The sequence below is a fragment of the Streptomyces sp. ADI95-16 genome, from assembly GCF_003721495.1.
Taxonomy (GTDB): Bacteria; Actinomycetota; Actinomycetes; order Streptomycetales; family Streptomycetaceae; genus Streptomyces; species Streptomyces goshikiensis.
Window position 1 is genome coordinate 1334113 of the sequence record NZ_CP033581.1, and the last position, 18616, is coordinate 1352728.

Sequence of the window (18616 nt, forward strand, 5' to 3'; positions counted from 1 at the left end):
GCCTCCGCTCGGAGCGTTCGGTGCGCAGGACCGGTCGCAGCGGGAGCCTCACAGGCTTGCCTCCAGTGCGTCGCGTAACCGGCGGAGCAGCGCCACGTCCGGAGGTTGGGCTTGGGTCATCCAGTCGGGCAGCGGCGCTTCCACCGGTGCCGGAGCGGGAGCGTGCGGGGTTTCGACCAGTCCGGCCGCCGCGAGTCTGCGTACGTCGAGCAGCGTGTGGAAGGCCGGCCGGCCCAGCACCCAGGCGAGGTCGGCCGGCGTCCGTATGCCGTCCGCCTGCGCCAGCAGGAGCCGTTGGCGGGCGGTGACGGTCTGGCCGGGCGCGGCGGCCCGCGGCAGCACCGGGGCGGTGTCGAGCAGCGGGTAGGGCCAGACCGCGTCGAGGAGTTCGCGGCGGCGGCGGGTCTCGCGTTCCACGGCGGCGGCGGGGACGGACCGCATGGATCCGATCCAGTGGGTGGCCCCGCGGCGGAAGCGGGAGGGGCCGCTGCCCGGGGAGAGGGCGAAGAAGGCGGCGTCGAATATCGCGGCGAGGTGGCAGATTTCCAGTTCACCTCCCGCGAGCCCGCCGCTGTCGACGAGGAAGCGGGCGACCTGCCGGCGGGCGCCGGCCCGGTCGACGGCCTCCCGCCAGCGCTCGGGGGCGAGTCCGCCGCCGGTGGTGAGCAGGACGTCGAGTCCGGGGGTGGCGGGGCTTTCGGCATGGACGATGCGGCCGTCTTCGAGGAAGAGGGTGCCGCGGTCGCGGAGGAGGGCGCCGGTGGCGCGTTCGGCGGCGAGCCGGGTGAGCAAGGGGGACACCTCAACGGAGATACCGGGGAGGGTGGAGGGGGTCATCTGAGTACCAGTCCCTCGGCGAGGGCGCGGAGTCGGTGGCGGGCGAGGGCGAGGTTTCCGTCGGCGCGGTCGAGCCAGAGGTGGAGGAAGACGCTGCTGTCGAAGCTCGTCTCGACGAAGCGCAGGACGTGGTAGCCGGTGCGGGTGGTGACGATCAGGTCCTCCAGCGGCGGACCTGCCGGGTCGGGCATTCCGGTTTCCGGTGCCGCCGGGGCGAAGGACTCGTACTCGGCGGCGGCGCGGGCCAGTTCGGCGGTTTCCGCGGCGGTGGTCTCGTGGTCCCCCACGGGTGATTCCCCGACGGTGCCGAGGGCCAGTCCACTGCTCCAGTCGACGAGCGCGGCACCCCGCGCCCCGGGCAGGGTCATGGCTTCGAGCAGGCATTCGTCGATCCCGGGCACGCGGGCTCCCCTCCCGGCCAGACGTGCTGGGTGCACGGTCGTACGGCGCGACAGGAGGGAACTTACTCAAGTTCCAGAGTCCGAAAGGGCGTTCTGGCATTTTCCGCTGGAACATGCACGGGTGTGCTAAGCAGCTTGGCCGGAACCCGTCCACTTCTGCTCACGAAGCAAGCGGAAGGTCCTCCGCGAGCCTGAACGCCCCGTGCTCGCGCCGCACATAACCCTCGTGGCTGAGGGTGCGGAGCAGGTGGTAGACGGTCGGCAACGGGATTCCGGTCACCCGCGACAAGCGCTTCGCCGTCGCTTCGCCCTCCGCGTGCATCGCCTCTACGAGGCGCAGCGCGCGCTGCACGGAACCGATGAGGGTGGGTGTGCTGTCCTTCTGGCTGTGATCGGCGCCCATGAGTGATCCCCCTGCTCCGGTACGAGGCCTGGCGAACCCATCAAAGTGGGTCACAGGCCGCAAAACCAGCGGACGCGCTTAAACCTGAGCATAAGATCACCGCACGCCGGCCCAGCGCCCTCCGGCCCTCCATCCTGCCCGGAACGCGCCCCCGGGAGGGGCGAACGGGAAAGGTGGGCGTGGGGATCGGGCGCGGGGTGGCGGCTCCGTCGGCGCGGCCGCCTCCGCCGCCGCTACCGCGTGCAGGTCACGAAGGCCGGGAGCGGGGTGTCCTCGATCAGGTGCCTCGGCAGGGCCAGCGCGAAGCGGGATTCCAGTACGGCGAGGGTGAGCCGGTCGCGCTCCTCGCACGGCTCGTCCTCGGGGCGGGCGCAGGCGCCGTCCGGGGAGAGGATCTTGGCCGCGACCAGCTCCGGGAGCAGGAGGTCCGGCTGGTGGCCGCCGCGCCAGCACTCCTCGCCGAGGCCGAAGCAGCACAGCAGCTCCCCGTCCCGGGCGTACGCGAACTGCCGGGGCGGGTGGTCGGGCTGCGGGTCCAGGTGGACGGCCTCGACGCCGCCCCACGAGACCTCGGCGAGCCGCTCGGCGCCGGACGGCATGCCGTGCTCGACGGCGAAGGACCAGCCGCCCCAGCGGCCGACGCGGGCCACGCCGTCGCCGTCCACGGTCTCGCCGGCCATGCTCCACGCGTCCGTCGCGCCCAGCGGGCCGGGGCGGATGCCGGGCAGCGCGCCGAGCCGCGCGGCGAGTTCCTCGGGCGCTATGCCCCGGGCGAAGGTCAGGCTGACGAACCAGCCGTCCCAGTGGGCGAGCCACTGGATGCCGCTGCCGCCCGTGTCCCCGACGGCGTCCGAAATGTCGGCTGTCAGCACGGTGTCCTCCCGTGTCCGGTCTTCCCCCACCGGCACGATAGTCACTCCGCGGGCGGATCCGGGAGGAGGCGCTCGACCATTGCCTCAATGAGCCCCTCCACGGGATGGGGCTCCAGGACCGCCGGAACGGTCAGGTCGTCCACGATCAGGCCCAGCATCGCCAGGTAGATCAGGACGACCCCCTGCCGGTCCCCGGGCAGGCCCGCCTCCAGGTGCCAGGCGACGTTCGCCTCCAGTTCGGCCCCCTGGAACCGGGCGGCCTCCGCCTGGAGCTCGGGACGCCGGGTCGCCTCCAGCCGCAGCTCCAGCATCGCGATGTGGACGCTGCGCTCGCGCCGCATCCGGGCGAGTAGCTGGCCGAGCAGCACCTTGGTGTCCAGCGGGCCGGCCAGGTCGGCCGGGTCGGGAACCAGCCGTTCCCGGGTGCGGTGCAGGATCTGGACGAGCAGTTGGGCCCGGTTGGCGAAGTAGTTCGAGGCCGTGCCGGTCGGTACGCCCGCCTCCTTGTCGACCGCGCGCAGGGTCAGGCCGCGCGAGCCCTCGGCGGCCAGCACTTCGATGGCGGCGTCGAGCAGCGCGGCGCGGCGCTCCGGATTCTGGCGCATGGGCGGGTCCCTGGGGGCGTGAGGGGCTCGTCGCGCCGGGCCCGGGGGACGGGCACGGCGGCGCGGCCGGGCCGGCATGTCGAAGCACTGCACGCGCAGTGCTTCGCACACGCTAGCGGACGTGGCGCGGTTCGGGCCCTCCCCAGCGCCCCCTCCCCCGTGTCACCCTGCCGGTCATGGATCGGATCATCGAGCAGATACGCGAGGACCTGGCCCGCCGGATCGCCGTGACGGCCGACCGGCTCGCCGACCGCACCCTGGCCGAGGATCCCGCGTACGCCGCGCTGCTCGGGCGGGCCGAGCTGCGCGACCGGATCCACCTGACCCTGCGCCAGGCCGTCGAGGGCCTGGTCCGCAGCGGGCGCGGGCTGGCGCCGGAGCTCGCCGACGCCCGGGCCACCGGCAGGCTCCGCGCCGAGCAGGGGCTGCCGCTCGACTCCCTGCTGCGCACCTACCGCCACAGCGGCCGGATGCTGTGGCAGACCCTCGTCGAGGCGGTGGCCGCGCACGACCGGGCCGCGCTGCCCCGGCTGCTGCCGGGAGCCGCGGCACTGTGGGACGTACTGGACCAGATGACGGACGCCGCTTCGCAGGCGTACCGGCAGGCCGAGGCCGCGCGCGGCGAGCGCGACCGCGCGTACCGGGCGGCCCTGCTGGACGCGCTGCTGGACGGCACCGGGACGGCCGCGGAGGCCGCCGCGCAGCTGGGCCTCCCGGAGCGCGGCCGCTTCGCGGTGGTCGTCCTGGGGCCGGGCGGCTCCGGCAGCGAGGGCCTGGAGTCCGGGTCCGGCGCCCCGCGCGTGCTGCGGCGGATCCGGGCCGACGGGGAGAGCGCCCTGGTGGAGCTGGGGCACCTGCCGCTGGAGTCGCTGCGGGAGGGGCTCGCGCCGCTCGGGGTGCGGGCCGGGATCAGCCCGGTGGTGGAGGACCCCGCCGATCTGGCGCGGGCGCGGCGGCTCGCCGACCTCGCGCTGCGCACCGCCCCGGGGTCCGGGGGCGGGCCGCGCACGGCCCTGCTGGACGAGCGGCTCCCGGCGGCGCTCGTCGCGGCCCAGGCCGAGCTCGCGGACCGGCTGCGCCAGGTGGTGCTGGGCCCGGTGCTGGCGCTGCCGCCGGAGGACTGCCGGGTGCTGCTGACCACGCTGGGGACGTGGCTGGCCTGCCAGGGCTCGACGACGTACGCCGCGCAGCGGCTGTACTGCCACCGCAACACCGTCTCGAACCGGCTGCGCCGCCTGGAGCAGCTGACCGGCCGGTCGCTCTCCGATCCGGCGCAGGTGGTGGAGCTGGCGCTGGCCCACGCGGCGGTGGTCCAGCGGGCGGCGGCTACCGCCCCGGCTTCGCCGATTCCAGCAGGTACGGTACGTCGATCACCGCGACTCCCGGGGTGAACAGCAGCCGCGCCTTGAGCCGCAGCGCGTTCTGGTTGTGCAGGGGCTGCTCCCACCAGTGGCCCACCACGTACTCGGGGATGACCACGGACAGGACGTCGGTGTCCTCGGCGGCGGCCTGTTCCTGTACGTGGGCCAGGACCGGCCCGATCACCTCCCGGTACGGCGAGTGCAGCAGGGTCAGCGGGATCCCGGGGTCGTGTTCCGCCCAGGCCGCCCGCAGCCGGCGGGCGTCCTCCTCGTCGGCGGCGACGGACAGCGCGGTCAGGGTGTCGGCCCGCAGCCCCTGCGCGTAGCCGAGGGCCTTGAGCGTCGGCGCGTGCACGGCGGCGACGAGCAGGATGACGTGGTGGCGGGCGGGCATGCGGGCCCTGACCCCGGGGGCGACGGCGACCTGCGCCGCGACGGTCTCGTAGTGGCGCCGGACCGCCTTCATGCCGACGAACAGCAGCGGCATCGCGATGACGACCAGCCAGGCGCCGTGCGTGAACTTGGTGATGAGGACGATCACGAGCACGAGCGCGGTCAGGCAGGCGCCGACGGCGTTGATGGCGCGCCGGCGGTGGATGTGGATCCGCTCCTCCCGGGGGGTGCCGGGCGAGTCGAGTTCCCGCTTCCAGTGCCGGACCATGCCCGACTGGGACAGGGTGAAGGAGACGAAGACACCGATGATGTACAGCTGGATGAGGCGGGTCAGCTGGGCGTCGAAGGCGACGATGAGGGCGACGGCGGCGAGCGCGAGCAGCACGACGCCGTTGGAGTAGACGAGCCGGTCGCCGCGGTTGAAGAGCTGGCGGGGCGCGTAGCGGTCCTTGGCGAGGATCGAGGCGAGCATCGGGAACCCGTTGAAGGCGGTGTTCGCGGCGAGGATCAGCACGCCGGCGGTGACGGCCTGGAGCAGGTAGAAGAGGAAGTGCCAGTTCCCGAAGGTGGCGCGGCCGATCTGGGCGAGCGCGGTGGAGGTCGGGGTGCCGGCGGGCAGGCCCAGTTCGGTCGGGTCGGCGGCGACGTGGACCTGGTAGGCCATGGCCAGGACGGTGATGCCCGTGAACATGGTGACGGACAGGATGCCCATCGCGGCCAGGGTGTTGGCGGCGTTGCGGCTCTTGGGTTTCCGGAAGGCGGGCACGCCGTTGCTGATCGCCTCGACACCGGTCAGGGCGGTACAGCCGGAGGCGAAGGCGCGCATCGTGAGCAGGACCAGGCCGAGCCCGGTGAAGGTGCCCTCCGCGATGATCGGGAGGTCGGCGGACTCGGCGCGGATGGTGTCGCCGGTGGCGTACCGGACCGCCGCGACCGCGAACATGACGTAGATGACGAGGACGAACCCGTAGGTGGGGATGGCGAAGATCCGCCCCGACTCCCGTACGCCGCGCAGGTTCATCAGGGTCAGCAGCACCACGAAGCCCACGGAGAGGCCGACTTGGTGGTCGCTCAGGGCGGGGACGGCGGAGGTGATGGCGGCGACTCCGGAGACCACCGAGACGGCGACGGTCAGCACGTAGTCGACGAGCAGCGCGCTGGCGGCGGTGAGCGCGGCGGTCTGGCCGAGGTTCTCGGCGCTGACGACGTACGCGCCGCCGCCGCCGGGGTAGGCGTGGCAGGTCTGCCGGTAGGAGGCGACGACGACCACCATCAGGAAGACGATGGCGGCGGCCGCGTACCAGGTGAGGTGGAGCAGCGTGACACCGCCGAGGGCGAGGATCAGCAGGATCTCCTCGGTGGCGTAGGCCACCGAGGAGAGCGGGTCGCTGCAGAAGATCGGGAGCGCGAGCCGTTTCGGCAGCAGGGTCTCGCCCAGGCGCGCGGTGTCGAGCGGTTCGCCGACCAGCACGCGTTTCGCATTGATACGCCTCATTCAGGCATGATCAGCCACTTACGGCACGGTTCAGCCGCTCTGTCGGCTGTGTCCTGTGCGGCGGCGACGCTCGACGCGGAGCACTCGGTTCATTACCGGCACGTAGCGTAGCGAGCGGGTTCCTCCGTTCGGGGGGTCTTCCCCCGGAGTCCGTGAACACCGCGTCACACCCGTCCGGGCGCGCGGACGGCTCGTACGCATCGGCCGTACCTTCGAGCCGGCCCCTCCGGAGGGCCGGTTTCCGGCCGTGGGCGGAGGATGGAGAAAGAACGGTTCTGCGCACCGAGACGGAGCGAGGAGGTGTGCGGCGGTGACGAAGTTCATGGACGTCCACCACGGCATGCACGGCATCACGGCGGACCAGCTGCTGGCCGCCCACAAGGCGGATCTGGCGATCGAGGGGGAAGAGAAGGTCCACTTCGAGCGGGCCTGGGCCGACCCCGCCTCCGGGACGGTCTACTGCCTGTCCGAGGCGCCCTCGGCGGACGCGGTCATGCGGATCCACGAGCGCACGGGCCACCCGGCCAGCGAGATCCACCCGGTCCCGCTCGTGGTGTGATCCCCCCGCCGGTCGCCCGCAGCCCGGGCCGGACGGCGCCCGGGCGGCGGGCGACCTGCGAACGACCGGCGAACGACCGGCGAACGACCGGCGGGCGGGAACGCCACAAAAGGGCTGACCGGATTCGTTCGTACGATCGGAGGAGCCTCCGGAGGGCCGCAGGCACATGCCAGAAGCAACGCCTCTACGGATGTTGCCAAACGCCTTACGGGCCCTCGCCCGCTGTGCCACAGTCGTGAGCGGTCCTTCCTTCAGACTTGGCCGCGCCGCGCCTGTATCGGAGTGCTCATGCCGTCCCACCTGTTCGCGGACCGTCCCGCGCAACCGCCCGAGCCGGGATCGGTGGACGCGCTGATCACACAGACCCGACGGCTCCGGGGTGACGTGGACGCGGTGCGCCGCGACACCGTCGCGGACGACGAGGAGGACGCCCAGGGCCGCTGGCAGCGCGCTCTCTGCGATCTGGCCGTGCACCACCTCGACGACCTCGGTGAGCACCTCGGCCGGCTCAAGGAAGGCCTGCCGCCCGCGCCCGACCTCGTCGCGTTCCCGGGGCAGGCCGAGCCCGGGCCGGTGCCCGCGCCGGAGGACCGCCAGACCCGGGTCGGCAGCGCCGAGTGGAACCTGCTGACCGACGAGGTCACCTGGTCCGAGGAACTGTTCCAGATCTTCGGCCGGTCCCCCGAGTCGGGCGCGCTGCCCCTGGACGAACTGGGCTCCACCCTCTTCTCCGAGGACCAGCCGCTGCTGACCGCGATGGTCACGGCCTGCCTCGTGGACGGCCGTCCCCTGGACGGCGAGTTCCGCATCGTCCGGACCGACGGCCGGGTCCGCACCCTGCACATGCGGGGCGAACCCGTCCTCGACGACGACGGCTGCACGGCCTCCATGTGGGCCGTGCTCCGCGACGTCAGCGACCTGCGGCGCAGTGAGCGGGCCGTGCGCGAAACCCGGGACTCGCTCCAGCGGCGCCGGGAGATCGCGCGGACCGAGCGCCGACTGGCGGTCGAACTGCAGGAAGCCGTCCTCCCCCCGTGGGGCGGCTCCCTGCGGTTCCCGCACCACGGCGCCGGCTCCCTGGACACGGCCGCGCACTACCTGCCCTCCCCGGACGACGCCCTGATCGGCGGCGACTGGTACGACGCGCTCGAACTCCCCGACGGGCGCTCGATGCTGACGGTCGGTGACCTGACCGGGCACGGAGTCACCGCCGCCTCCGGCATGGCGATGATGCTGGGCGCGCTGCGCGGCATGGCCATGGCGGGCATCGAGCCGGGCCCGCTGATGGGCTGGCTGAACCGGCTGCTGGAGAACTCCGTACAGCCGGCGCTCGGTTCGGCCGTGTGCTGCCGCTACGACCCCGCGCGCCGCGTGCTGTCCTGGGCGCAGGCCGGACACCCGGCTCCGCTGCTGTTCCGCCGCGGCCGGGGCCGCTCGCTACAGCCGCCGGAGGGCGTGCTGCTGGGGGCGACCGCCGGCGCGGCGTACGGGCAGGCGGAGGAGCGGCTCGAAGCGGGCGACGTGCTCGTCCTGCACACGGACGGGCTGACACCGCGCGGCATCGAGTTCGGCCGGACGGACGGGACCGAGCGGCTGCTGGAGCTCGCGCCCCGGCTCTCGGCGGCCGGGTCGGCGCGGGACTGCGTACGGATGGTGATCGAGGAGTTCGGCGAGGGCGAGCGCGAGGACGACGCCTGTGTGCTGGTGGCGCGGGTCGGCGGGTAGCGGCCGCCGCCGGGGGGGATCGGGGCCGCGCCGGCCGGCGCGGCCTTCTTCGTGCGCTCCACGGGTGCGTGGTGCGGGACGGGTGCGTGGTGCGGGTGCCCGGTGGTCACCTGCCGCGCCCTAGACGACGTGCTGCGGCGTCGGGCTGTTGGGGAGGGCCAGCTTGATCTCCGTACGCAGGTCCTCGATGCGGGCGTAGCCGGCGTACTGGCCGGTGAGCCGGTACATCTCGCGCAGCCGGTCCCAGGTCCGGTGCGAGGAGGTCTCGTTCATCGAGACCAGGGCCAGCCGGGCGTAGCGGTCGGCCTGTTCCGGGTCGTCGGCGATGAAGCAGGCGGAGGCCATCGAGATGTAGTCGAAGATCTGCGAGCGCTGGTGGCCGCTGGCCCGCAGCCGCAGCGCCTCCATGGCGTGCCGCTGGGCGACCGGGGCGGCGGAGGGGTCGTGGTCGGCGAGCGTGCGGAAGGCCAGCGCCTGCATGCCGTGCAGGTCCGCCTCGTCGAAGCTCTGCATCCAGCTCGGCGGCGGTACGTCGCCCTTGTCGGACACGAACAGGTCCTCGGCCTCGCCCAGGGTGCGGCGCATGGCCTGCCCCTTGCCCATGGCGGCCTGCGCCCAGGCCTCGATGGTGTGCAGCATGGCGCGGGTGCGCGGCAGGGTCTCCTCGCCGGAGCCCGACTGGGCCAGCTTCATCAGGTCGAGGGCCTCGTGCGGCTTGCCCAGGTGGACCATCTGGCGGGCGGCGCGGGACAGGGCCTCGCCGGCGCGCGGCCGGTCGCCGCCCTCGCGGGCCGCGTGCGCGGCGATGACGAAGTACTTCTGGGCAGTGGGTTCGAGGCCGACGTCGTGCGACATCCAGCCCGCGAGCACGGCCAGGTTGGCCGCCACCCCCCACAGCCGCCGCTGGAGGTGGTCGGGGTGGTGGTAGGCGAGCATGCCGCCCACCTCGTTGAGCTGGCCCACGACGGCCTTGCGCTGGAGGCCGCCGCCTCTGGAGGCGTCCCAGGCCCGGAAGACCTCGACGGAACGCTCCAGGGCCTCGATCTCCTGCGAGCCGATCGGGGCGGCCTCGTAGCGGTCGTAGCCCGCCTGGTCGGCCTGGAAGGAGTCGCCGAAGGCCGGGGCGGCCTTCGCCGGGGTGGGGTCGGCACGCAGCCAGTCGTACATGGCGTTGCTGAGGGCAGTGCCGGCGGTGAGCGCGACGCCCGCGCCCATCAGACCGCGACGGTTGAGCATGAGGTCCATTCCCGTGAATTCGGTGAGGACCGCGGCCGTGCGTTCGGGCGCCCAGGGCAGGCCGTCGGGGTTCTCCTTCGCCCCGTCGGACTGCCGTTTGGTGGTGCGCCGCTGCCGTACGAACCCGAGGTCCTCGATGGTCACGACACGACCGAGCCGCTCGGTGAACAGTGCTGCCAGTACCGTGGGCACCGGTTCGCGCGGGGTCTCCCCCATGTCGATCCAGCGCCGCACCCGCGAGGTGTCGGTGGCCAGCTGGTGGTGACCCATGGCCGCCGCCTGCCGGTTGACCATCCTCGCCAGTTCGCCCTTCGACCAGCCGGCCAGGCCGAACAAGTCGTTCAGACGGGTGTTTGGACCTTTGCTCACGTCAAGCCCCCAGGTTCTCGGCTGAGTTGACAGTAGCCCGCCGTCAGATGCCGAGCGACTATTCGCCAGGGTTCGCCAGGGTCCGCCAGATGGTGTGCCACCCGCAGCGCGGTGTCAGGTAGGAATGCGCCTCCCCGACCCGGTTCACCGGCGGAACTCCCCAGGGTGAAGTACGGGATCCGGCGGGGCGGCGTACGCAAGTCGTCGGCGCACGAAGGGAACCGTAACCGCCATGTACGCAGCAACGTCCTCCGTGTCCGCACCGGTCCGGCCGCACCGCACCATCCCCGCGGGCGGCGGCCCCTACCTCGATCCCGGCCGCTCGGCGGCACCGGCCCAGGGTGGCGTACGGGCCCGGCGCGTGCCCGGATCCCCGTCGCAGCCGCTGAGCGGAAGAATCGACTTGTCCGGGCCGCAGGGTGCGCAACTGCGCACCGCGCTCGCCTCGGTGCAGCGGATCTGTCCGGAGTTCGCACCGGTGCAGGTGCTACGGCGGAGCGGCCGGTCGGTGCTGCTGGTGGGGACCACGGGGCGGATGACCGCCGTCGCCAAGGTCTTACTGGACCATTCGCCGGAGTGGCGGGAGCGGTACCGGCACGAAATAGCTGCGTACCGGGCGTTCGTCCGGCACCGCCCGCCGGTCCGGGTACCGCGGCTGATCGCGGCCGACCCGGAGAACTGCACCCTGGTGGTCGAGCGGATGGCGGGCCGGGTGGCGGCCCTGCAGCGTCATCCCGTGGAGGCCCCGCCGCGGCCGGACCTGCGGGCGGCCCTGGGCGCGGTGTGCCGGGTCAACCAGTGGCAGCCGCCGGGGGAGTTGTTCGGACACCCGGTGGACTACGCCCGGCGGATCACCCGGGACCACGAGCTGGGGCTCCTGACCGACCGGGACTTCGGTGACCTGCAGAAGCTGCTGCACGGGCTGAAGCTGTCCGGGACCCCGTGGCAGTTCAACCACGGTGACGCGCTGCTGTCGAACCTGCTGCTGTCCCCGGCGGGGCCGGTGCTGCTCGACTGGGAGCACGCGGGCTGGTACCTGCCGGGGTACGACCTGGCCACGCTGTGGACGGTGCTGGGCGACGCCCCGGCCGCCCGCGGCCAGATCAGCCGCCTCGCGCAGTCGGCCGGTCCGGCGGCCCGGGACGCGTTCCTGGTGAACCTGATGCTGGTGCTGACCCGGGAGATCCGGATGGCCGAGACGGCGGTGCAGCGCTCGATGCAGGCGACCGCGCCGGCCCAGCCGCTACAGGCGGGCTCCCTGTCCTCGGGCGAGGAGCAGCGGCTGCTGCTGCGCCGCCTGCACGACGACTGCGGGATGGCCCGCAGGGCGGTGCGCGCGGCGGTGGGGACGCGCTGACGAGGACGGCGTGATCACGGGAATCCCGTGGCGGGCACACCTGGCGTGCCCGCCACGGGATTTCGCCGTTCCCGGGCGTCGGTCCCGGGCGTCGTTCCTGGCGTCGTTCCTGGGCGCCGTTCCGGGCGTCGTTCCCGGGGATCGATCCGCCTTTTCCGGGGGATCGGCGGTCCGCCCGGTCCAACTGGCCCGTATGCCTTGACTTCACATGATCCCCCGAACACCTTTTCTGATTCAGCATCAGACGTGCTGGTTCCGCCCCGTCCTCCCCACCCGCTGGAGCCTGCCCATGCCCGCGAGTCCCGAACACGTCCGTACCGAACGCGCGCACGCCCCCCTCCCGTCCCGCCGGACGGTCCTCGCCGGGACCGGGGCGGGGGTGCTCGCCGCCGCCGTGCTGCCCGCCGCCGCACGGGCCGCCGACGGAGCCCCGCTCGGCGAGTACGACGTCGTCGTGGTCGGGTCCGGGGCGGCCGGCATGACCGCGGCGCTCACCGCGGCCAAGCGGGGGCTGAGCGTACTGGTGGTCGAGAAGGCCCCGACCTTCGGCGGCTCGGCCGCGCGTTCCGGGGCCGGCATCTGGCTGCCGAACAACTCGGTGATCCTGGGCGCGGGCGTGCCGGACACGCCGGCCAAGGCGGCCGCGTACCTCTCCGCCGTCGTCGGGCCCGACGTGCCGGCCGACCGGCAGCGGGCGTTCCTCGCCAACGGGCCCCGGATGCTGGACTTCGTGATGGCCAACAGCCCGCTGAGGTTCCGCTTCATGGAGGGGTACAGCGACTACTACCCCGACCTGCCGGGCGGCCTGCCGAACGGCCGCTCCATCGAACCGGACCAGATCGACGGCCACGTCCTCGGCGCGGAACTCGCCCACCTGAACCCGGCGTACATGCCGGTGCCGGCCGGGATGGTGGTCTTCAGCCAGGACTACAAGTGGCTCAACCTCGCGGCGGTGACCGCCAGGGGCCTGGCGGTGTCCACCGAATGCCTGGCGCGCGGCACGAAGGCGGCGCTGCGCGGGGAGAAGCCGCTGACCATGGGCCAGGCGCTGGCCACCGGGCTACGGGCGGGGCTCCAGCGGGCCGGGGTGCCGGTGTGGCTGAACAGCCCCCTGGTCGATCTGGTGCGGGAGGGCGGGGCGGTCACCGGGGTGGTGGTGGACAAGGAGGGCGTACGGGGCGTCGTGCGCGCCCGCAAGGGGGTCGTCGTCGGCTCGGGCGGCTTCGAGCACAACGCGGAGATGCGGGCGCGGTACCAGCAGCAGCCGATCGGCACCCAGTGGTCGGTGGGCGCGAAGGAGAACACGGGCGACGGGATCCGGGCGGGCGAACGCGCCGGGGCGGCGCTGGGGCTGATGGAGGACGCCTGGTGGGGGCCTTCGATCCCGCTTCCCGGCGAGCCGTACTTCTGTCTCGCCGAACGGACCCTGCCGGGCGGGCTGATCGTGAACCGGAACGGGGCGCGGTTCGTCAACGAGGCGGCGCCGTACAGCGATGTGGTGCACGTGATGTACGAGAAGGACCGCGGCGCGGCCGGGTCGCACATCCCGGCGTGGCTGATCGTGGACCAGAACTACCGCAACAGGTACCTGTTCAAGGACATCCTGCCGGTGCTGCCGTTCCCGGACGCGTGGTACGAGGCGGGCGCGGCGAAGAAGGCGTGGACCTGGGACGCGCTCGCGGGCCAGATCGGGGTGCCGGCGGCGGCGCTGCGGGCGACGCTGAGCCGGTTCAACGCGCAGGCGTGGAGCGGGAACGACGCCGATTTCCACCGGGGCGACACGGCGTACGACCACTACTACACGGACCCGAACGTGCAGCCGAACTCGTGCCTGGCGCCGGTCTGGGTGCCGCCGTTCTACGCGTTCAAGATCGTGCCGGGGGACCTCGGGACGAAGGGCGGCATCGTGACGGACGCGCGGGCGCGGGCGCTGCGGGCCGACGGATCGGTGATCCCGGGCCTGTGGGCGGCGGGCAACGCGAGCGCGGCGGTGATGGGCCACAGCTACGCGGGCGCCGGTTCGACGATCGGGCCCGCGATGACCTTCGGCTACGTGGCGGCGAACGACATCGCGGACGCGTAGCTCACTCCGGGGCCCGGACCGCCGTCCGGGCCGGGCTCAGCCCTGCTGGAAGAGCTCGGCCGGGAGCGGCTTCAGCAGGGCGTACAGGTCGTCCGTGATGGGCCGGTCCCAGCTGGCGATGGTGACCAGGACGTTGTCACTGCGGTCGAACTGCACGCAGCTGATCCGGCCCTCGGAGAGCTTGACCTTCCGGACGATGAGGAGGTTGTCGCCCTGCATGACGGGGCAGTCCTCGATGCCGGTGACCTCGACGTCCTCCTCGTTCTCCAGGGCGTCGAGGAGCTGGGCCACCTCGAAGGGGACCTGGCCGTCGGCGAGGTCCCGGGCGGGGGAGCCCTCGGGGAGGTTGCCGATGATCATCGCGGGCCCGCGTCCGCCGAACAGGTCGTAGCGGAGGAAGACGCCCTGGCAGCTGCCGTCGGGGGCGGGGAGCAGCCCGGCCCCGAGATTGCCCGGCCAGTCCCCCGGGTCCATGGCCAGGACGTCGAAGTCCGGGCCGGCGGGTGTGGCGGCGCGGTGGCGGCGGAGGAAGGACATGCCGCCATGGTACGTGCCCGAGCCCCTTCCCCGGCGCTACCCCCCTCAACCCCACCCGCTTCCCCGTCACCCGGAGCGGCCGCCGCCCGGCCCCGCTCCGCCCCCGGGGCCCGCCGTCGACTCGCGCCCCGGAATCCGGTCCCGCGCCCTTCCCGCCCGGCCCCCGACCCGGCCCCCCGCTCGCCCCGGCCAGACCCCCGACCCGACCACCGGGCTCGCCCCGACCCGGCCCCCGGCTCACCCCGGACCCACCGCCCCCCGGCTCGGCCACCGGGCTCGCCCGGGCCCGGCCTCCCGCGTGGCCCGCGCGGCCCGCGCGGCTCCGGGCCGGCCCCCGGCCCGGGGCGCCGCGGCCGACCACACGGTCCACGTCCGGGGCCCCTCCCCCACCCAGGACCGGCGGCGGACCCGGGCGGGCGGGTGTCCCGGGTTCGGTACCGGCCGCCGGCGGCGAGTGGCCGCTTTCGATTCGACAACAATCGTTGGCTCAATATGGATCTTGTATTTTCGGGACCCTAGGCTTGGCGCAGGCGCGCGCACGCCCCAGTGGTTGCCCTCAGACACAGGAAGCGCAGGCAGATGATCGAGTCTGTTCCTTCCCTCGCCGTGACGCTCGCTCAGATCCGGGCGCTCGCCGAGGAGAGGCAACTCACCGCGGCCGAGATGCTCGACGTCCAAGACCTCGCGGCCAGGACCGGGGTTCCCCCCGAGGTCGTGGCCGGATTGCTGCGCGGTGAGGACGCCGCCGAGGCCGCCCCCGGGGAGGCCGCGCGACAGCGGGCCGCGTTCCTCTGCGCGTGCTCCCGCGACGCGGCCGGGCACCCGTACCGGGCCGCCGACATCGCCGAGGCGATCGGCGCCGCCCCCCGCGTCATCACCGACCTCGTCGCCGGCAGGGCGGGGAACCAGCCATCGGAAGCGGAACTCCTGCGCATCGCCGCGTTCTTCGGCCGCGGTCCCGGCTTCCTCACCGACACCCCGGCGCAGGCGGTGAGCCGGGCCCTCCAGCCGGTGCTCCGGTCCCTCGACCACGTTTCCGGGGGTGACATGATGGCCGAACTCGTAGGCCGGTACGGGCTCGTCTCCCTCTCCACCCGCAACACCACCCCGGGCAAGCCCCTCACCCGTACACAGGAGACACTGCTGCTCGGCATGATCACCGGAATTCTGTCGTCCGAGGGGGCTTCGTGAGCGTCGCCCGCTCCATGCGCAAGCTGTGCGCCGCGCTGACGTCCGCCCTCGACCTCGATCGCGAGCTCGAAGCACCCGTCGAACCGCACGCCCTGTTCCGCCGGCTGTGCGACGCGATGAGCGCGCGGCGCGGCGGCCGCCCCATCATCCTGCGCTTCGAGCGCTTCCCCACCCAGCTGACCACCTCGGGCCTGTGGCTGAACATGGAGGACTACGACATCGTCGTCGTGGAGAAGTTCACCACCCCTGACCACCAACTCGTCATCCTCGGACACGAGTTGTGGCACATGCAGGCAGGCCACTCGGCCTCGCGCGGCCCCGGCGCCGCCGCGGCGGCCCGGTCCCTGCCGGGCGGGACCGACCTGACGTACGCCGCCGTCGCCGCGCGCTCGCACCACGAGGACGCCCACGAGATCGAGGCCGAGACCTTCGGCCTGCTCCTCGGCGACCGGTGCCGGGCCTGGCTGGCCGGCGACGACGCCGCCCCCGGCCCGGCCCGGCGCGGCGGCGTGGCCGGCCGCATCGGCAACACACTCGGCTATCGCGGACCGAACGGCTGACGGTGACCTCGGACAAGTACTACATCCCCTATTTCATCCCGGCGGCGATCCTCACCCTGGCCTTCGTCATCCGGCTTCCGGTGATGATGAGGTTCTGGCGCAACGACCCCAACGTGCGCAACGTCGGCGGTCTGCTGCTCCTGGGCTCCGCCGTGTTCTACTTCGGCCGCCCCGAGACCATCGCGGCGATCAACCGAGGCAGCGGGATCAGCAACTTCGCGGCGCCGGTGGTCTACACGGTGCTCACGCTGTTCTGCGCCGCCTGCCTGGTGATGATCATCCACTGGCGCGGCGGCGACCCCCGGCGCGTGCGGCGGACCACCTGGACGATCGGCGTCATCTACTCCGCGGTCGTCGCAGGCCTCTGGGTCACCTTCGCCTTCGCCGACGTACCCGTCGAACGGCTGCGGGACCTGGACACGTACTACGCCAACACGCCCTGGATGCGCGAGCACATCCTGCTCTACCTGCTGGCCCACACCACGGCCTGCGCGATCACCTCGGTGGTCACCTGGACCTGGCTGCGCCAGGTGTCGGGCTGGCTGCGCGCCGGCCTGGTGCTGCTGGTCATCGGGTTCATCCTGAACCTCGCCTACGACACCGTGAAGCTCATCGCGGTCGTGAGCCGCTGGGCCGGCAACGACCTGGACTGGCTCAGCACGTACGTCGCCCCGCCGCTCGCCTCGGTCTGCGCGCTCTTCGTCGCCGTCGGGTTCATCCTCCCGCACGCCGGCGAGGCGGTGCAGGGGTTCTTCATGGACTACCGGCAGTACCGCTCCCTCGGTCCGTTCGTGAAGGAACTGGCCGTCCTCGACACGGGGACGATCCGGCTGTCGCGACGGGCCCCGATGAGCCGGCGCCTGGTCCAGCGCAGGACCCGGATCAGCGACGGACTCCTGCGCCTCCAGCCGTACATGGACCCCGAGGTGCGCCTGCGCGCGCTCGGCGAGGCCACCGGGCGCGGCGAGGCCCCGGCGCGGGCGGCCGCCACGGCCGACGCGGTCGCGGTGATCGCCGCGATCCACCGGCTGCGGCTCGGCGACGAGTTCGCCCCCGAGCCGCAGGCCGGGGACGCGGCCACCCTCCTGACCGGCGCCCCCGGAGGGATGCGTTCCCCGGACCTGGTCGCCGTGTCCAGGGCCCTGCGCCGCTCCCCCGCCGTCCTTGCCCACCGCGCCCGCTACGGGCCGGCCGATCGTCCAGAGAGCGTGACCCCATGAGCGATACGCCGTCCGCCCCGGGCCCGCGCACGGCTGTCGTCATCGGAGGCAGCCTGGCGGGCATGCTCGCCGCCGCCGCGCTCGCCGAGTTCGCCGACGTGGTGGTCGTCGAGCGCGACGTACTGCCCGAGGGACCCGGGGCGCGCAAGGGGCTGCCGCAGGCCCGGCACGCGCACCTGCTGTGGTCCGGCGGGGCGCGCGCCATCGACGCGCTGCTGCCGGGCACGGTGGGACGGCTGCTGGCCGACGGCGGACACCGGATCGCGCTCCCGACCAACATGGTGGGCTTCTCGCCGGCCGGCTGGTTCCGCCGCTGGGCGGAGCAGTCGCATTACGTCGTGCTCGCCGGGCGGGACCTGCTCGACTGGCACGTCCGCCGTTCCGTACGGGCGCTGCCACGTGTCACCATCTCCGACCGCACCGAGGTGCTGGGCCTGGAGGGCGACGCCCGCCGTGTCACCGGCGTCCGGGTGCGCGGCGCCGACGGGGTGGAGCGGGTCCTCGCCGCCGGGCTGGTGGTCGACGCGTCCGGGCGGTCCTCCCGTACGCCCGCCTGGCTGCGGGAGTTCGGCCTGCCGGCCGCCGCGGTACGGACGGTCGACCCCGGTCTCGTGTACGCGAGCCGGGTCTTCCGGGCGCCGAAGGACCTCGGGAGCACCTTCCCCGTGATCGTGAACGTCCAGGCCGATCCGCGGGAGGCCGGTCCGGGCCGGTCCTCGACGCTGGTGCCGATCGAGGGCGACCGCTGGCTCGTCACGCTGTCCGGGACCCGGGGCGGCGAGCCCACCAAGGACCCGGAACTCTTCGAGGCGTTCGCCCGGTCGGTGCGGCATCCGATCGTCGGGGAGCTGATATCCGGGACGGAGCCGCTGACGGACGTCGCGGTCACCCGTACGACCGTCAACCGCCGGCACGCCTACGAGCGGGCCCGGCTCCCCGAGCGGTTCGTCGTCCTCGGGGACGCGGCCGCCGCCTACAACCCGGTGTACGGGCACGGCATGGCGGTGGCCGCGCAGAGCGCCGTCGCGCTGCGGGACACCGTCCGTACGCTGGGCTGGTCGGCGCCGGGGCTCGGCGCCCGCGCGCAGAAGGCCGTCGCCGGGCCGGTCGCCGCCGCCTGGGCCCTGTCCACCGGCAACGACGTGTTCTACCCGGGCGCGACGGAGGGCGGCCCGACGCTGACCGAGCGGATCGGCGCGGCCTACGTGCGCCGGCTGCTGCTGACGAGCACCGGAAACGGGCGGGTCGCCCGCGCCGTCACCGACGTCGTGACCCTGGAGCGCCCCGCCGCCCGGCTGTTCACCCCGCCGGTGCTGCTGGCGGCGGTCCTGGGGCCGCGCCGGGAGCAGCTGACCGGACCGCCGCTGCGCCCCGCCGAGCGGGAGGCGATCGCCGGGATCCTCCCGTAGGCC

16 protein-coding genes and 1 pseudogene are annotated in these 18616 nt (G+C 73.5%); 9 read left to right on the plus strand and 8 right to left on the minus strand.

Annotated elements, in window-relative coordinates; translation table 11 throughout:
- Positions 1–48: 48 nt before the first annotated feature.
- The 5 genes and pseudogenes from EES41_RS05450 to EES41_RS05470 all read right to left on the minus strand — a co-directional run bounded on the left by EES41_RS05450 (position 49) and on the right by EES41_RS05470 (position 3118).
- Positions 49–837 (minus strand): transcriptional regulator, encoded by a 789-nt coding sequence (locus tag EES41_RS05450; RefSeq protein ID WP_123076126.1) that lies wholly within the window; start codon positions 835–837, stop codon positions 49–51.
- Entirely contained in the window at positions 834–1238 is a 405-nt protein-coding gene (locus EES41_RS05455; RefSeq protein WP_123076128.1) for a hypothetical protein, read from the minus strand. Before EES41_RS05455 ends, EES41_RS05450 begins: the two co-directional genes overlap by 4 nt.
- A 187-nt stretch (positions 1239–1425) precedes the next feature.
- Positions 1426–1641: pseudogene (locus EES41_RS05460) on the minus strand (helix-turn-helix domain-containing protein); the annotation flags it as partial.
- Between the two features lie 233 nt (positions 1642–1874).
- Positions 1875–2513, minus strand: a complete 639-nt coding sequence (locus EES41_RS05465) for a DUF6461 domain-containing protein (protein WP_254211322.1) — start codon at positions 2511–2513, stop codon at positions 1875–1877.
- 41 nt (positions 2514–2554) lie between these two features.
- Positions 2555–3118 (minus strand): TetR/AcrR family transcriptional regulator, encoded by a 564-nt coding sequence (locus EES41_RS05470; RefSeq protein WP_123076130.1) that lies wholly within the window; start codon positions 3116–3118, stop codon positions 2555–2557.
- 176 nt (positions 3119–3294) lie between these two features.
- Here EES41_RS05470 and EES41_RS05475 point away from each other — a divergent pair, with 176 nt between their 5' ends.
- Positions 3295–4509 (plus strand): CdaR family transcriptional regulator, encoded by a 1215-nt coding sequence (locus EES41_RS05475; protein ID WP_123076132.1) that lies wholly within the window; start codon positions 3295–3297, stop codon positions 4507–4509.
- On the opposite strand, the gene EES41_RS05480 is transcribed toward EES41_RS05475, so the two are convergent.
- Positions 4445–6367: an APC family permease gene (locus EES41_RS05480; protein WP_123076134.1), complete on the minus strand. Its 1923-nt coding sequence runs from the start codon at positions 6365–6367 to the stop codon at positions 4445–4447. The two genes, EES41_RS05475 and EES41_RS05480, sit on opposite strands and share 65 nt — an antisense overlap.
- A gap of 310 nt (positions 6368–6677) precedes the next feature.
- Here EES41_RS05480 and EES41_RS05485 point away from each other — a divergent pair, with 310 nt between their 5' ends.
- Both EES41_RS05485 and EES41_RS05490 read left to right on the plus strand, forming a co-directional pair.
- A complete protein-coding gene (locus EES41_RS05485) occupies positions 6678–6926 on the plus strand; it encodes an SCO4226 family nickel-binding protein (protein ID WP_008742797.1) in 249 nt (82 codons plus the stop codon).
- Positions 6927–7214: 288 nt separating this feature from the next.
- Entirely contained in the window at positions 7215–8651 is a 1437-nt protein-coding gene (locus EES41_RS05490; protein WP_123076135.1) for a PP2C family protein-serine/threonine phosphatase, read from the plus strand.
- A 120-nt stretch (positions 8652–8771) separates the two neighbouring features.
- On the opposite strand, the gene EES41_RS05495 is transcribed toward EES41_RS05490, so the two are convergent.
- Positions 8772–10256 carry a hypothetical protein gene (locus tag EES41_RS05495; RefSeq protein WP_123076137.1) on the minus strand — a complete coding sequence of 495 codons (1485 nt, stop codon included), beginning with the start codon at positions 10254–10256 and terminating at the stop codon, positions 8772–8774.
- A 232-nt stretch (positions 10257–10488) separates the two neighbouring features.
- Between EES41_RS05495 and EES41_RS05500 the strand changes: the two genes are divergently transcribed.
- Together EES41_RS05500 and kstD are read left to right on the plus strand one after the other, a co-directional pair.
- Entirely contained in the window at positions 10489–11613 is a 1125-nt protein-coding gene (locus EES41_RS05500; protein WP_123076139.1) for an aminoglycoside phosphotransferase family protein, read from the plus strand.
- A gap of 289 nt (positions 11614–11902) precedes the next feature.
- Positions 11903–13696 (plus strand): 3-oxosteroid 1-dehydrogenase, encoded by a 1794-nt coding sequence (kstD, locus tag EES41_RS05505; RefSeq protein WP_214349558.1) that lies wholly within the window; start codon positions 11903–11905, stop codon positions 13694–13696.
- Positions 13697–13732: 36 nt separating this feature from the next.
- On the opposite strand, the gene EES41_RS05510 is transcribed toward kstD, so the two are convergent.
- Positions 13733–14233 (minus strand): hypothetical protein, encoded by a 501-nt coding sequence (locus EES41_RS05510; RefSeq protein ID WP_123076141.1) that lies wholly within the window; start codon positions 14231–14233, stop codon positions 13733–13735.
- Positions 14234–14812: 579 nt separating this feature from the next.
- On the opposite strand from EES41_RS05510, the gene EES41_RS05515 reads away from it, so the two are divergent.
- The 4 genes from EES41_RS05515 to EES41_RS05530 are packed head-to-tail and all read left to right on the plus strand — an operon-like array spanning position 14813 to position 18613.
- Positions 14813–15424 (plus strand): hypothetical protein, encoded by a 612-nt coding sequence (locus EES41_RS05515; protein WP_123076143.1) that lies wholly within the window; start codon positions 14813–14815, stop codon positions 15422–15424.
- A gap of 14 nt (positions 15425–15438) precedes the next feature.
- On the plus strand, positions 15439–15984 hold the full coding sequence (locus tag EES41_RS05520; protein ID WP_123082286.1) for a toxin-antitoxin system, toxin component: 546 nt from the start codon (positions 15439–15441) through the stop codon (positions 15982–15984).
- Positions 15985–15986: 2 nt separating this feature from the next.
- Positions 15987–17204 carry an MAB_1171c family putative transporter gene (locus EES41_RS05525; protein ID WP_123076145.1) on the plus strand — a complete coding sequence of 406 codons (1218 nt, stop codon included), beginning with the start codon at positions 15987–15989 and terminating at the stop codon, positions 17202–17204.
- Entirely contained in the window at positions 17201–18613 is a 1413-nt protein-coding gene (locus tag EES41_RS05530; RefSeq protein WP_123076147.1) for an FAD-dependent monooxygenase, read from the plus strand. The genes EES41_RS05525 and EES41_RS05530 overlap by 4 nt, the downstream gene beginning before the upstream one ends.
- The last annotated feature ends 3 nt before the right edge of the window (positions 18614–18616 follow it).